This is a genomic window from Streptomyces sp. SM11 (assembly GCF_002910905.1).
Lineage (GTDB): Bacteria > Actinomycetota > Actinomycetes > Streptomycetales > Streptomycetaceae > Streptomyces.
In genome coordinates this window covers 18386-31340 of record NZ_NEUE01000203.1, presented here as the reverse complement: position 1 = coordinate 31340, position 12955 = coordinate 18386, and the positions used below count along the sequence as shown (strand labels likewise).

The 12955-nt window shown below is 71.6% G+C and carries 13 protein-coding genes, 1 tRNA gene and 1 pseudogene; 6 read left to right on the top strand and 9 right to left on the bottom strand.

The window, feature by feature from the left end; all coding sequences use genetic code 11:
* The 3 genes and pseudogenes from B9S58_RS19245 to B9S58_RS39205 form a co-directional block, all read left to right on the top strand.
* On the top strand, positions 1-918 hold a 918-nt coding region (locus tag B9S58_RS19245), incomplete at its 5' end, for an SPFH domain-containing protein (RefSeq protein WP_258044701.1).
* 223 nt (positions 919-1141) lie between these two features.
* Positions 1142-1732, top strand: coding sequence for a lytic polysaccharide monooxygenase (locus B9S58_RS19240; protein ID WP_103533355.1), 591 nt, complete (start codon positions 1142-1144; stop codon positions 1730-1732).
* A gap of 26 nt (positions 1733-1758) precedes the next feature.
* Positions 1759-2021, top strand: a pseudogene (locus B9S58_RS39205) (acyl-CoA synthetase); the annotation flags it as partial.
* Between the two features lie 96 nt (positions 2022-2117).
* Here the strand turns inward: B9S58_RS39205 and B9S58_RS19230 are convergent.
* From B9S58_RS19230 to ehuB, 7 genes are all read right to left on the bottom strand, one after another.
* Positions 2118-2191, bottom strand: a tRNA-Lys gene (locus tag B9S58_RS19230).
* 63 nt (positions 2192-2254) lie between these two features.
* Positions 2255-2821 (bottom strand): hypothetical protein, encoded by a 567-nt coding sequence (locus B9S58_RS19225; RefSeq protein ID WP_103533354.1) that lies wholly within the window; start codon positions 2819-2821, stop codon positions 2255-2257.
* Between the two features lie 45 nt (positions 2822-2866).
* Positions 2867-3625, bottom strand: a complete 759-nt coding sequence (locus tag B9S58_RS19220; RefSeq protein ID WP_103533353.1) for an IclR family transcriptional regulator — start codon at positions 3623-3625, stop codon at positions 2867-2869.
* A 167-nt stretch (positions 3626-3792) separates the two neighbouring features.
* Positions 3793-4650 (bottom strand): ectoine/hydroxyectoine ABC transporter ATP-binding protein EhuA, encoded by an 858-nt coding sequence (ehuA, locus tag B9S58_RS19215; RefSeq protein ID WP_103533352.1) that lies wholly within the window; start codon positions 4648-4650, stop codon positions 3793-3795.
* A complete protein-coding gene (gene ehuD, locus B9S58_RS19210) occupies positions 4640-5281 on the bottom strand; it encodes an ectoine/hydroxyectoine ABC transporter permease subunit EhuD (protein ID WP_103533351.1) in 642 nt (213 codons plus the stop codon). The genes ehuA and ehuD overlap by 11 nt, the downstream gene beginning before the upstream one ends.
* Complete coding sequence (gene ehuC / locus B9S58_RS19205) at positions 5278-6009, bottom strand: ectoine/hydroxyectoine ABC transporter permease subunit EhuC (protein WP_103533350.1); 732 nt, start codon at positions 6007-6009, stop codon at positions 5278-5280. Before ehuC ends, ehuD begins: the two co-directional genes overlap by 4 nt.
* A gap of 18 nt (positions 6010-6027) precedes the next feature.
* Positions 6028-6930 (bottom strand): ectoine/hydroxyectoine ABC transporter substrate-binding protein EhuB, encoded by a 903-nt coding sequence (gene ehuB, locus B9S58_RS19200; protein ID WP_103533349.1) that lies wholly within the window; start codon positions 6928-6930, stop codon positions 6028-6030.
* A 222-nt stretch (positions 6931-7152) separates the two neighbouring features.
* Here ehuB and B9S58_RS19195 point away from each other — a divergent pair, with 222 nt between their 5' ends.
* Positions 7153-7620: a hypothetical protein gene (locus B9S58_RS19195; RefSeq protein WP_103533348.1), complete on the top strand. Its 468-nt coding sequence runs from the start codon at positions 7153-7155 to the stop codon at positions 7618-7620.
* Here the strand turns inward: B9S58_RS19195 and B9S58_RS19190 are convergent.
* Entirely contained in the window at positions 7589-8647 is a 1059-nt protein-coding gene (locus tag B9S58_RS19190; protein ID WP_103533359.1) for a D-2-hydroxyacid dehydrogenase, read from the bottom strand. The two genes, B9S58_RS19195 and B9S58_RS19190, sit on opposite strands and share 32 nt — an antisense overlap.
* 256 nt (positions 8648-8903) lie before the next feature.
* On the opposite strand from B9S58_RS19190, the gene B9S58_RS19185 reads away from it, so the two are divergent.
* Positions 8904-9668 carry a decarboxylase gene (locus B9S58_RS19185; RefSeq protein ID WP_103533347.1) on the top strand — a complete coding sequence of 255 codons (765 nt, stop codon included), beginning with the start codon at positions 8904-8906 and terminating at the stop codon, positions 9666-9668.
* Positions 9669-9817: 149 nt separating this feature from the next.
* A complete protein-coding gene (locus B9S58_RS19180) occupies positions 9818-10987 on the top strand; it encodes an LLM class flavin-dependent oxidoreductase (protein ID WP_181009375.1) in 1170 nt (389 codons plus the stop codon).
* Between the two features lie 31 nt (positions 10988-11018).
* Here the strand turns inward: B9S58_RS19180 and B9S58_RS19175 are convergent, their stop codons facing one another.
* Positions 11019-12899 carry a bifunctional diguanylate cyclase/phosphodiesterase gene (locus tag B9S58_RS19175; protein WP_103533346.1) on the bottom strand — a complete coding sequence of 627 codons (1881 nt, stop codon included), beginning with the start codon at positions 12897-12899 and terminating at the stop codon, positions 11019-11021.
* Between the last annotated feature and the right edge of the window lie 56 nt (positions 12900-12955).

The following is a 12955-nucleotide window of genomic DNA, read 5'->3' as shown; positions in this document are numbered from 1 at the left end:
GCCCCGGTCGCCGATCCCCGGCTGGCCGAGCGGCCCGGCCCCGCCCTGTCCGGCTACGCCGCCCTCCTCGCCGGCGCGACCGGAGTCGCCGGCGGTCTGGCCGTCCTGTGGTGGCGGGGCGTGCTGCCCGCCGCCTGGCAGAGTGCCGTCGGCCTGACCCCCCGGTCCGACCTCGGCGTCGGTGCCGGCGCCGGGGCCCTGCTCGCTCTCCTCGCCACCGTGGTGCTCCTCGCGCTCGGCGGCCTCGGCCGGGGACGGGTCGGGTACGCGTGGGTGCTGACGCTGTTCGGCGACTACCGGGGCAGCGTCCGGCGCACCGGCCTCGTCTGGGTCTCGCCCCTGCTGCTGCGCCGCCGCGTCGACGTACGGCTGCGGCACTGGCGCAGCGAACCGCTGCCCGCCGTCGACGCGAACGGCACCGCGCTGCGCGTGGTCGTCCTCGTGGTGTGGCGGATCAAGGACACGGTCCGGGCCGCCCTCGGCATCGAGGACCACGAGGCGTACCTGAGCGCACAGGTCGAGGCCGCGATGGCCCGGGTCCTCTCGCAGCTGCCCGCCGACGCGTTCCACGAGGACGCCCCGAGCCTGCGTGACGCGGAGGCGGTCGGCGACGCGCTGACCCGGATGCTGAAGGCGGACTGCGAACCCGTGGGCGTGGAGGTGTACTCGGCGCAGCCGACCGGCATCGAGTACGCCCCCGAGGTCGCGGCGGCGATGCAGCGGCGGAGGATCGCCGCGATCGACTCCAAGCACCGCGACAGCGTGCTCACCTCTGTGGTGGACGCGGTCGACGACACGGTCAACCGGCTCACCGCGCGCGGCATCGTCGAGCTCGACGACTACGAACGCAAGGCGCTCGTCAAGGACTTGACGGTCGCCTTCTACACCGGTCGCGGCGGGGGAGGGGACGGGGCCTGAGCGTCCGGGGGAGGCTCGGAGTGCTTCGTGGGCGGTCTGTCCACCCGCTGGAATATGACGCTCATTGGTCTGGACATGTTCATGCGGCGTCAATAATCTAAGACTTGGTCTAGACCGCAGTACCGCATGCATGGCACCACACACATCACGCATCACGCACCAAGCGCGCAGCAGTCGAGCAATGCTCATGGAGCCTCCCCCACGTTCTAGAGGAGCGACAGCAATGCGGAAAAAGGCAAGCGCGGCCGTGATCGGTCTGGCGATAGCGGGCGTCTCGGTGCTCGCGACCAACAGCGCCAGCAGCCACGGCTACACGGACTCCCCGATCAGCCGTCAGAAGCTGTGTGCCAACGGCACGGTGACCGGCTGCGGCAACATCCAGTGGGAGCCGCAGAGCGTCGAGGGGCTCAAGGGCTTCCCGGCGGCAGGGCCGGCGGACGGCAAGATCTGCTCCGGCGGTAACGGACAGTTCGCCCAGCTCGACGACCCGCGCGGCGGCAACTGGCCCGCCACCCAGGTCACCGGCGGGCAGGGCTACAGCTTCCGCTGGCAGTTCACCGCCCGTCACCGCACGAGCGACTTCCGGTACTACATCACCAAGGACGGCTGGGACTCCACCAAGCCGCTCACCCGGGCCGCGCTCGAATCGCAGCCCTTCATGACCGTGTACTACGGGAACCAGCAGCCGCCGGCCACGCTGACCCACCAGGGCACGATCCCCACCCAGAAGAACGGCAAGCACATCATTCTCGCCGTCTGGAACGTCGCGGACACCGCCAACGCGTTCTACGCCTGCTCCGACGTCAAGTTCTGACGCTCCTTCGGTTACCGTGCGGCGCCATGAGGAGTACCGGCACCGTCGCGGAGCTCGTACGACGTCAATGGGGTGACCACCGGCCCGCCCTGAAGCACGGCCCCACCGTGCTCAGTCATCACCAGGTGGTCGAGGGCGCCGCCGCTCGGGCGGCGCTCCCGGCGGATCCGCTGCCGCGAGGCGGCGAGCCGCACCCCGGCGTCCTGCTCGACAACACCCTGAGTTCCCGCTGTGGCTCAGCGCGGCGGCCCTGGCCGGGGCCGCCGTCGCGGGGACCAATCCGTCCCGGACCTGGTCACCGGCGACCAGGGCAGGGCGCTGCGTGTGAGGGACAGGAGAAGCGCGATGGGCGGTCTCCGTGAAGGAGACCGCCCATCGCGTGTCGTGCGCCGTCAGGGACTCGAACCCCGGACCCGCTGATTAAGAGTCAGCTGCTCTAACCAACTGAGCTAACGGCGCCTGCTGACTCGAAAATAATACCTGGTCCTCGGGGATGCTGATGACACCCGGCCCAGACACCCCCTAGCCCTCTCCGGTGCCCCCGCACCCGCCCACCGCGTCCGGGACCAGCGGCCCGATCCACGCGGCGAACGGCTCCCACAGCTCCTGGCCCGCCGACCGGACGACCGCGTTCGGGTTCTCGGCGGCTTCCAGGCCGAAGCGGTCGCGCAGCCAGGCCCGGAACGCGGGGTTCTCCGGGCAGGGGTCGTAGCCGTCCTCGTCGTCCGCGTCCGACTCCTCGCGCTCGTCGTAGTAGTCCAGGCTGTCCCAGCCGCACATCGGGGACCAGCCGGAAGCGAGGAGGCGCAGCAGCTCGACCGGATCGCGGGCGACGATGTGGACGCCGCCCTCGTCGCCGGGGAGGAGCACCGGCAGCGTGGCGAGGTCGGCGCGGTCGTCCCGCAGCCAGATCGCGTACGTCGAGCCGGAGCCGTTGGCCCGGGCGAAAGGGTGGATCCGGTCGGAGAAACGCGGGTAGCCGCCGTCGTCCTCGCCGAACCCGATCAGTTCGAAGCCGGGGGCGAAACAGTCCTCGACGCCGTCCTCGAACTCCTTGAGGAGGTTCAGCGCGGGGACCGGTGAGTACATGGCGGTGACGTTACCGCCGACGAGCCCCGGCTCCGGCCCCGGCCGCTACAACGCCAGCGACAACAGCACCGGCGCCGCCCGGCGGCTCAGCGTGTCGGCCGCCTCCCGCAGCCGGTGCGCGTCCCCGACCGGCAGTGACAGGGCGAGGCTGCCCGCGGCGGAGCCGGCCGTCAGCGGCACGGCCGCGCAGACGGTGCCCACCGCGTACTCCTGGAGATCCAGCACCGGGACCGTGGCGGACTGGGCGTCCAGCTGGGAGAAGAGGATCTTCTCGCTGGTGATCGTCCGCGAGGTGAGCCGGGCCGTCCGGTGCCGGGAGATGTGGTCGCGCCGGCCGTCGTGGTCGAGCTGGGCCAGCAGGCACTTGCCGACCGCGCTGGCGTGCGCGGAGGAGCGGAAGTCCACCCACTCGTTGACCGCCGGCGTGAGCGGTCCGTCCGCGACCTGGGTCACGCTGACCTCGCCGTCGGCATAGCGGCTGAGATAGACCGCCGCGCCGACGGAGTCGCGCAGCTCGGTCAGGGTGTGCTGGAGGCGGTCCTCCAGGGCCTGGCGGCGGGCCGCCCCGGAGCCGAGCAGCAGCAGCGAGGCGCCGATGACGTACGCGCCGTCGCTGACCTGCTCCACGTATCCCTCGCGGCGCAGCGTGAGGAGCAGGGAGGCGAGGTGCCCGGTGGGCAGCCCCGTCTCGCGGGAGATCTGGGCATCGGGCACGCCGTTGCCGTGCTTGGAGACCGTTTCGAGCACGCGCAGGGCGTACTGCACCGAGTGGAACGGTGCGGTCGGCTCGGGCTTCAACGCCACGGTGTCCCCCTACCAGGTTGTGACCGCAAGCTTTCGCCCCACGATAGCCGCCGAAACGCCCGTACGGGGTGGTAGTTGACGAGCCAGTGGGTGCGCCCCGGAGCTGTCAACTGGGGCGCACCCGCCTGGCATATGCCAGCGTCATGAGCGGAGTCTCAACTGCGAGGTCACAGCACCGCGTTGAGGAACTCGCGCGTACGTTCGTGTGACGGATCGGAGAAGATTTTCTCCGGGGATCCGGACTCCACGACCCGTCCCGCGTCGAACATCAGCACCTTCTCCGAGACGTCCCGGGCGAAATTCATCTCGTGGGTCACGCAGAGCATGGTGATGTCGGTGTTCCGGGCGATGTCCTCCAGCAGCTCCAGCACACCCGCCACCAGCTCCGGGTCGAGCGCGGACGTCACCTCGTCCAGGAGCAGGATCTCCGGCTCCATGGCCAGGGCGCGGGCGATGGCGACCCGCTGCTGCTGGCCGCCGGAGAGCTGGGAGGGGTGGGCGTCGACCTTCGCGGAGAGCCCGACCAGGTCCAGCAGTTCCCGGGCCCGGGTCTCCGCCTCCTCGCGGCTCTTGCCGAGCACGCTCACCGGGGCCTCGGTGATGTTCTCGATCACCTTCATGTTCGGGAAGAGGTTGAACTGCTGGAAGACCATCCCGATCTTCTTCCGGGACTCGCGCAGCTGCTTCTCGCCCGCGGGCTTCAGCGAACCGTCCGGGGCGTGGACGTGGGACAGCGGGGAGCCGTCGACCCAGATCACCCCGTCGCTGATCTTCTCCAGCGTCATCAGCAGCCGCAGGATCGTGGTCTTGCCCGAGCCGCTGGGGCCGATCAGGGTGACGTGCTCGCCGCGGTCCACGGTGAAGTCCAGCTCGTCCAGGACCACATGGTCGCCGTAGCGCTTCACCACCTTGTCGAAGCGCACCAGTGGCTCGCCCGTGCTCCCGGCGACGGGTACGGCGTCCTCGGGGGCTCCGGCCGGCCCCGGCGACTCCGTCTTCTTCAGGGGGAGGGGTTCAGTGGCCAAGGCGCTTCTCCAGCTTTCTCATCAACAGCGACGTGGGGTAGCTCGCGACCAGGAAGATCAGGCCGGCGAGGGTGAACACCTCGGTGTACGCGAACTGCTCGGCCCCGTAGTACCGGGCCTCGAAGACCATCTCCTGCACCGTGATCACGGCGAGGAACGGCGTCTCCTTGAACATCGAGATCGCGTAGTTCCCGAGCGCGGGCAGCACATTGCGTACCGCCTGCGGCAGGATCACGGCCTGCCAGGTCCGCCGGGGCGAAAGCGACAGTGCGCGGCACGCCTCCCACTGGCCCTTCGGCACACCGTCGATCCCGGCCCGGTAGACCTCGGAGGTGTACGCCGCGTAGTGGATGCCCAGTACCGTGATGCCGATGTACAGCGGCTCCACCGAGTTGAACAGGGCCGCCGCGCCCACCAGTTGGACCAGCAGGGGGGTGGAGCGGACGAACTCCGTGACGAGGCGCACCGGCACCGTCACGAACCTGCTGGGCGCACGCCCGGCCACCGCGACCGCCAGCCCCAGGACGGCCGCCACCAGGGTGCCGATCAAGGTGGCGAGCAGGGTGACCCTGAAGCCCTCCAGCAGCAGGGGGAGGGATTCGCCGACTCTGCTCCAGTCGAAGCCGTTCACCGGTTGCCTCCCACGGCGGTCGTGGCCGCGCTACGGCTCTTGAACAGGCTCTTCGCGCCGGTGTCCAGACCCAGCCGCCGTTTGGCGCTCCGCTCCAGCAGATTCATCAGCAGGGTCAGCGCGTACGCCAGGACGAAGTAGGCGACGAGCAGGGTCAGATAGGCGGTGAGGGTCTCACCGGTACGGTCGCGCAGTTGCTGGATCACCGTCATCAGATCGGCGGCGGAGATCAGCCACAGCAGCGGGGTGCACTTCAGCAGCTGGATCAGCAGGTTGGTGAAGGACGGGATCATCTGCACCCAGGCCTGCGGCAGGATCACCTTCCACAGCCGTCTGGACGGGCTCAGGTTGAGTGCGATCGCCGCCTCGTACTGCCCGCGCGGTACGGAGTTGACCGCGCCGCGCACCACCTCGGCGCCGTACGCACCGTAGTTGAGGCCGAACGCGACCACACCGCAGATGAGCGGCTCCAGTTCGTAGCCGGTCAGCAGCGGCATCGCGTAGTAGAGCCAGAACAGCTGGATGTAGAGGGAGGTGCCCCGGAAGAACTCCACGACCACCCGGGAGAACCCGCGGGCCAGAAGCAGCCGGCTGCCCGCCATCAGACCGAGCGCGAAGGCCAGGACTCCGGCCAGCAGCGCGCCCAGGACCGTGGCCTGAAGTGTCACCCACAGGCCCGAGCGGACCCGGGGGAACTCCTCGACGAGGAGGGAGAAGAAGTCACTCATGCGTGTGCATCCGCCCTGTCAGCCCTTGCACAGTTCCGCCGTCTTCAGATCGGCGGGCGGGATCTCCGTCTCCCCGAACCCGTACGGCTCCAGCAGCTGTACATAGCGCGAGCGGTCCGACACGATCTTCTTCAGCTCGCGGTTGAAGGAGTCCCGCAGGTCCTCGTTGCCCTTGCGGAACACCGCGCCGCCGGGCGAGAACTGCTCCTTGCCGTCCAGCTCCGGCACGAACGCCTCGGTGACCTCGGTGTCCTGGTTGGTCTTCGCCAGCCAGCGCAGCGAGATGCCGGTCAGGAGGAAGGCGTCGATCCGGCCGCCCTTGACGGCGTCGGCCCCGTCCTGCGGCTTCTGCAGCGTCTTGATCTTGTCCTCGGGGATGCCCGCGCCCTTGGCGTACGAGCCTTCCACCGCGCCCGACATGACGCCGACGGTGATTCCCGCCTCCTTCGCGGAGGTCAGGTCGGTGACCTTCTTCGGGTTGCCCTTCTTCACCATGAGGGCGGTCGGCGAGATGAACTCCGGCTCGGAGAAGATCGCGTTGCCGCAGCGCTCCGGAGTGATGGCCATGCCCGCGCTGACCACGTCGTACTTCCCGGCCTGGAGCCCGGGGATCAGCCCGTCCCACTCGGAGAGCGTCGGCTTCAGCTCATCCACGCCCAGCGCCTTGAATATCTCCCGGTGCAGCGTCGGGGCCTCGCCCTTGAGCTCCTCGCCCTCCAGGTACCCGTACGGGGCCTCGTTGGCGTACGCCACCCGCACGAAGCCCTGCTTACGGAGCTTGTCCAGGGCGCCCTCGCCGGTCGCGGAGCCGGAGTCGGTCTTGCTGCACGCGGTGAGCAGGCCGGGAACGACGAGGAGGCCGCCCACGGCCGCCGATCCGTTGAGGAAACCCCGGCGGGACAGGTTCGGGAATTCAGCCATGGTTCGCAATCTCCTGGAGGTCGAACAGTCCGGACAGAGTGACCCCCTGCCCGATCCCGTACGTCTAAGCGGGAAGCCGGGGTCCTGTAACCCAACAGTGGCCGGAAGGTGACCTTCCCGTGCCCGGGGAGGGCGGAGCGAGACCAGGAGTGTGCAGGGCGTGTTCCCTGTCACGCGGGACTCATGACTCCGCATCAGCCACTTCTGTGATCAGGTGGCGTCATGGTTGCCATGTGGACAAGCGTCGTAGCGGTCGGGGGCACGCTCATGGGTGCGGTGATCACACACCTCTTCCAGCGCCTCGCGGCCACGCGCAGTGAGCGGTTCGCGCGGTCGGAGGCGCTCCGGCAGGAGCGCACGGCCGTCTACGGCTCGTTCGCCGCGGCGGTGGAGGACTACCGCCACGGCCAGGCGGGCCGCTGGTACCGCATGCGGGAGGGCCGTGCGGCAGAGGCCTACATCGGGGCCCGCGACGAGGCCCACCGCCTCCGCACCGCCACCCGGCACGTGCTCTACCGGGTCAAACTCCTCACGGACGACCAAGAGGTGATCCTCGCCGCCGAACAGGCCTATCGGTGCACACGGGACGTGTCGACCGCGCAGGACCAGGCCGGGCACGACGCGTTGGACGCCGCGGCGAGGCAGGCGATCGAGGAGTTCATCCCCCGGGCCGCGCCGCTGACCCGTTGACGCCCGGGGCGGAGGCGTCGGGCGGGCCGGAAGCGTCGGGCGGGCCCGAGCCGTTTCCCGGGCCCGACGCGTCGGGCAGGTCAGGGGAGGGGACGTAGCCGAGGTCCTTGTCGACCGTGTTCGGCAACGGCTCGCCGCGCGACCACCGTTCGTACATCGCCACGAACCGCTCGCCCAGCCGGTCGCGCCACCCCGCGGTGTCCCCGCCCAGGTGCGGGGTGAGCACGAGCCCCGGGGTGTCCCACAACGGGCTTCCGGCGTCCGGCGGTTCCTCCTGGAAGGTGCTGAGCGCCGCCCCCGCGAGCCAGCGGCGGTTCAGCGCGTCCACCAGGTCGGCCTCCACCACCGTCGCCGGGCGTCCCGCGTCGATGAACCGTGCCGAGGGCTGGAGCAGCCCGAAGAACCGGGTGTCGAACATCCCGCGCGTCGACTCGGTCAGCGGGACCGCCGCGATCACCCAGTCCGCCCGCGCCGCCAGCCGGTCCAGATCCGCCACCCCGTGGATCGTGCGCCGGGCGGTCCGCCCCACCAGCGCCACCGTGACCCCCAGGCCGTGCAGCAGCCGGGTGATCTCCCGGCCGATCGGACCCGCCCCCACGACCACCGCCCGCGATCCGGCGACCCGCTGCCCCTCCCGGTCGTGCCGGCGCCGCTGCCGCTGGGACTCCAGCATGCCGGGGAGATCCGTGGCGAAGGCCAGCACCAACCCCGTCACGTACTCCGCGACCGGCCGCTCGAAGACGCCGCGCGCGTTGGTGAGAACGGTGTCGGAGGCGACCAGCTCCGGGCAGAGCAGCCGGTCCACGCCCGCGCTCGCCGTGTGCACCCAGCGCGGCCGCGCCCCCGGCCCGGGCCAGGCCTCCCGCACCGCGTCGGAGACTGGGTCCCACACGAGCAGCACGTCGGCGGCCGGGAGCAGCCCGGCGAGCGAGGAGGCGTCCGCGTACCGCACCTCCACGCGGCCGGTCAGCCGGCCGAGCCGGGGAGACGGTTCGGCGTCGAGGACGAGCAGGACGGGATCCGGCATCGCTGGTCGGCCCTCCGCGTCGGAGCGGACGTACGGATCGCCCACGCTCGCAGCAGGTTTCCTCCGCGTCAACGAGGCCCGGCCGCGCGCCCCGGTGCTCGCACGGGGGAATACTGGGAACAAGTCGGGGCAAGAGTGACCGGTCGCGCGGTCACGGCCGCCGGGGCGCCCGGAGGGCCGCGACACCCGTACGCGACACACCCGTAAGGGGGTCGCTCGTCGCGCGGCGAGCCGTCGACGTACAGGAAGGGTGGACATGACGACCGTAGGACTTCTCTACCCGGGCCACGCCGCCGAGGACGACTTCCCACGGATCGAGATCCTGCTCGACACCGACATCCGGTTGCCCCTGTTCGCCACCGGGACCGGCAAGGACGCCTACCGCGCCGACGCGCTGCGCGAGCAGGGCGCGCCCGCCCGGCTCGCCGAGGGCGTCGAGGAACTGCGTCTCGCCGGGGCCGAGGCGCTGCTCTGGGCCTCCAGCGGCGGCAGCTTCGCGCAGGGCTGGGAGGGCGCCCACGAGCAGGTCTCCACGCTCGCCCGGGCGGCGGGCCTGCCCGCCTCCAGCGCCTCCATCGGCTTCGGCCACGCGGTGCGGGAACTGGGCGCGGGCCGGGTCGCCGTCGCCGCGCCCTACCCCGAGGACGTCACCGGGCTCTTCGTGGAGTTCCTGGCGTCGGCGGGCGTCGAGGTGGTGGCCGCCGCGTCCGGCGGGGCCGCCTCGTCGGCCGAGGCCTGTTCCTGGACCCCGGAGCAGGTGAAACGGCTGGTGCGGGAGGCCGACGACCCGGACGCCGAGGTGGTGCTGATCCCGGACACCGCCCTGCACACCGCCGCGTACGTCCCCGAGCTGGAGGAACTGCTCGGCAAACCCGTCCTCACGGCGAACCAGGTCACGGTGTGGGAGGGGTTGCGTCTCACCGACCGCCGGACCTGGGCCCCCGCGCTCGGCACCCTGTTCGCCACGCGTGAGCCGGTGCTGAGGTCGCTGGAGCCGAAGGGCATCGAGGTACGGGAGTAGCGCCGCGCCCCGGGCCGGACCGGGGACAAGTACGGCCCGGGACAAGTACGGACCGGGGACATGCGCGGCCCGGGGAATAAGCGGAGCCATCCTCCTGTTGCACCCCTCCGACGCAGGCGTACGAGAGCAGCACCGGGAGAGGCCGACACGTGGACGAGATCCGAGGCGACGAGACCCGCAGCGACGCGACCCGCAGCGACCCGAGTGGCGGAGCGGGCGGCGGAGCGGCCAACGATGACGGGATCCGGGGCGACGCAGCCGGAACGGCCGCCGTTCCGCTGTCCGTCCTCGACCTGGTCACCGTGGGGCAGGGCCGCACCGCGACCCAGGCCCTGCGCACCAGCGTGGACATCGCGACCCTCACCGAGCAGCGCGGCTTCCACCGCTTCTGGGTCGCCGAGCACCACTCCATGCCCGGGGTCGCCTCGTCCTCCCCGGCCGTGATCCTGGCGCACATCGCCGCCCAAACCGAGCGCATCCGCCTCGGCTCCGGCGGCGTGATGCTGCCCAACCACGCCCCGCTGGTGATCGCCGAGCAGTTCGGCACCCTGGAGGCGATGGCCCCGGGCCGGGTCGACCTCGGCCTCGGCCGGGCCCCCGGCACGGACGGCGCGACGGCGGCGGCCCTGCGGCGCAGCGACCGGCTCAACGAGGGGGCGGATGATTTCCCGCAGCAGCTCGCCGAGCTGATCCGCTTCCTGGACGACGACTTCCCCGACGGACACCCGTACGCCCGGATCCACGCCGTACCGGGCCCGGTCCAGGCGACCTCCCCCGGCGGCGTCCAGTCCGCGCACCGCCCGCCGGTCTGGCTGCTGGGCTCGTCGGGCTTCAGCGCCCGGCTGGCCGGGACGCTCGGGCTGCCGTTCGCCTTCGCGCACCACTTCTCGGCGCAGAACACCATCCCCGCGCTCGACCTGTACCGCGAGTCCTTCCGGCCCTCCGCCGCGCTGGACGCCCCGTACGCCCTGATCGGGGTCTCGGCACTGGCCGCCGACGACGAGCGCGAGGCCCGCCGCCAGGTGCTGACCGGCGCCCTGTCCATGGTCCGGCTGCGCACCGGCCGCCCGGGGCTGATCCCGAGCCCCGAGGAGGCGGCGGCGTACGAATTCTCCCCGATGGAGCGGGAGTTCGTCGACGGCTGGCTCGCCAACGTGATCCACGGCACCGCTGACGAGGTCCGCAGCGGCCTCGACGACCTGGCCAAGCGCACCGGCGCCGACGAGCTGATGATCACCGCCAACGCGCACGGCGGCGAGGCGCGGCTGCGCAGCTACGACCTGATCGCGGACGCGTACGGCCTGCCCGCGGCACCGTAGCGCCGCGCCGGGTCCCGGCCGGCCGGGGGCGTCAGCCCTCCAGGGGCCGGGACCCGATCAGCCCGGCGATCTGCTCCGGCGCCACGGCCCGTGAGTACAGCCACCCCTGCCCGGTGTCGCAGCCGATCCGCCGCAGCCGCTCCGCCTGCCCGGCCGTCTCCACGCACTCCGCGGTGACGGTCAGGCCCAGGCGGTGCGCCAGCTGCACCATGGCCTCCACGATCGTCTCGTCGGCCGGGCTCGGATGCGTACCGTCCTCGTACCGGAAGCCCTTCACGAACGCCCCGTCCAGCTTCAGCACGGAGACGGGCAGCCGGCTGAGGTAGGCGAGGTTCGAGTACCCGGTTCCGAAGTCGTCGATGGCGATCCGTACGCCCATGTCGCTCAGCGCCTGGAGCGCCCGCAGCGGGCGGCCGCCCGAACCCATCACCGCCGACTCGGTCAGCTCCAGCTGGAGCAGCCCGGGGGCGAGCCCGGTCTCGGTCAGGATCTGGGCCACGTCGGCGACCAGGTCGGAGTCCCAGACCTGCCGTACGGCGACGTTGACGCTGATGAACAGCGGCGGCTCGGCCGGGTGGTCCAGCTGCCAGCGCCGCGCCTGCCGGCACGCGGTGCGCAGCACCCACCGGCCGAGCTGGACGATCGAGCCGTCCTCCTCGGCGATCTGGACGAACCGATTCGGCGGCAGCACACCGAACTGCGGATGGTTCCAGCGCACCAGCGCCTCAACCCCGCGCAGCACCCCGTCCGCCATCCCGACCAGCGGCTGGTACTCCAGCGTGAACTCGCCGCGTTCCACGGCGGGCCGGAGCGTCGAGGAGAGGGACTGCCTGGTCATGCGGTGGGCGTTGCGCTCGGGGTCGAACAGGGTCCAGCGTGCCTTGCCGTCCGCCTTCGCCCAGTACAGCGTGGTGTCGGCGGCCTGCATCAGGCCGGTGGGGGAGGTGCCCGCCGCGGTCCGCTCGACCACTCCGATCGACGCGGAGACCGAGAGCCGCTGCCCGGCCAGGTCGAACGGCTGCTGGAGGGCGGCGAGGACCGAGCGGGCCAGGTCGGTGAGTTCCTGCGTGCCGGCCGAGTCCTCGACCAGGATCGCGAACTCGTCGCCGCCCAGGCGCGCCACCAGCCGGCTGCCGCCGGGATGGCGGGAGGCGTCGTTCTCGGCGCAGTCGGTGAGCCGCGCGGCGACCGCGGCGAGCAGCCGGTCCCCGGTCCGGTGGCCCAGGGTGTCGTTGATCGCCTTGAAGCCGTCCAGGTCCAGATAGCAGAGCCCGATCCGGGCGTGCTGCCGGGGCGGCATGGAGTCATCCTGGTACGGAGGGGTCTCCAGGGCCGAGGCGAGCCGCTCGAAGAACAGCGTCCGGTTGGGCAGCCGGGTGACCGGGTCGTGCATCTGGAGGTGACGCAGCCGTTCCTGGAGCTCGCGCCGGTCGCTGACGTCGGCGATCGTCAGCAGGACCCGGGCGGACTCCGCGGCCGAGGCGCCGGTCATCGGTACGACGGTGATCTCGGCCCACAGGGAGCGCCCGTCGGGGTGTTTGAGGCGGCGGGTGCAGCGGAACCGGGAGCGGCGGCCCAGGAGGACCTCGCGGTAGGCGTGCCAGGTGCGGTCGTCGGAGGCGAGGTCGAGCAGCTCGCACGCCTGCCGCCCGGCGAGGACGGCCGCCGGGGTGCCCAGCAGCCCGCCGAGCGCCTCGTTGGCCCGCACGACATGGCCCCGGCCGTCGACGACGCCCATGGGGAGCGTGGCGGCGTTGAAGGCGGCCCGGTAGTCGCGCAGCTCGGAAGCGGTGGGACCGTGACAGGCCGGGGACGCGTCCACCGCCTCCGTATGACGCTCCGTGACCGGCGCGGGGGGCGCGCCGGGGGCCGTGCCTGCCGGGGCGCTCGGCCCTTCGGAGGTTCCGCTCACCGCTCGCTCCCGCTGTGAAGGTCGTCGTGAACTGGTGGGGTCGGACAGGCCACCGG

What these genes read in the sequence shown, in the direction of transcription:
- ehuC (WP_103533350.1), bottom strand. Translation starts at nt 6,009, where the DNA reads ATGAGTGACTTCTTCTCCCTCCTCGTCGAGGAGTTCCCCCGGGTCCGC.
- B9S58_RS19240 (WP_103533355.1), top strand. Translation starts at nt 1,142, where the DNA reads ATGCGGAAAAAGGCAAGCGCGGCCGTGATCGGTCTGGCGATAGCGGGC.
- B9S58_RS19195 (WP_103533348.1), top strand. Translation starts at nt 7,153, where the DNA reads ATGGTTGCCATGTGGACAAGCGTCGTAGCGGTCGGGGGCACGCTCATG.
- ehuB (WP_103533349.1), bottom strand. Translation starts at nt 6,930, where the DNA reads ATGGCTGAATTCCCGAACCTGTCCCGCCGGGGTTTCCTCAACGGATCG.
- B9S58_RS19190 (WP_103533359.1), bottom strand. Translation starts at nt 8,647, where the DNA reads ATGCCGGATCCCGTCCTGCTCGTCCTCGACGCCGAACCGTCTCCCCGG.
- B9S58_RS19225 (WP_103533354.1), bottom strand. Translation starts at nt 2,821, where the DNA reads ATGTACTCACCGGTCCCCGCGCTGAACCTCCTCAAGGAGTTCGAGGAC.
- B9S58_RS19185 (WP_103533347.1), top strand. Translation starts at nt 8,904, where the DNA reads ATGACGACCGTAGGACTTCTCTACCCGGGCCACGCCGCCGAGGACGAC.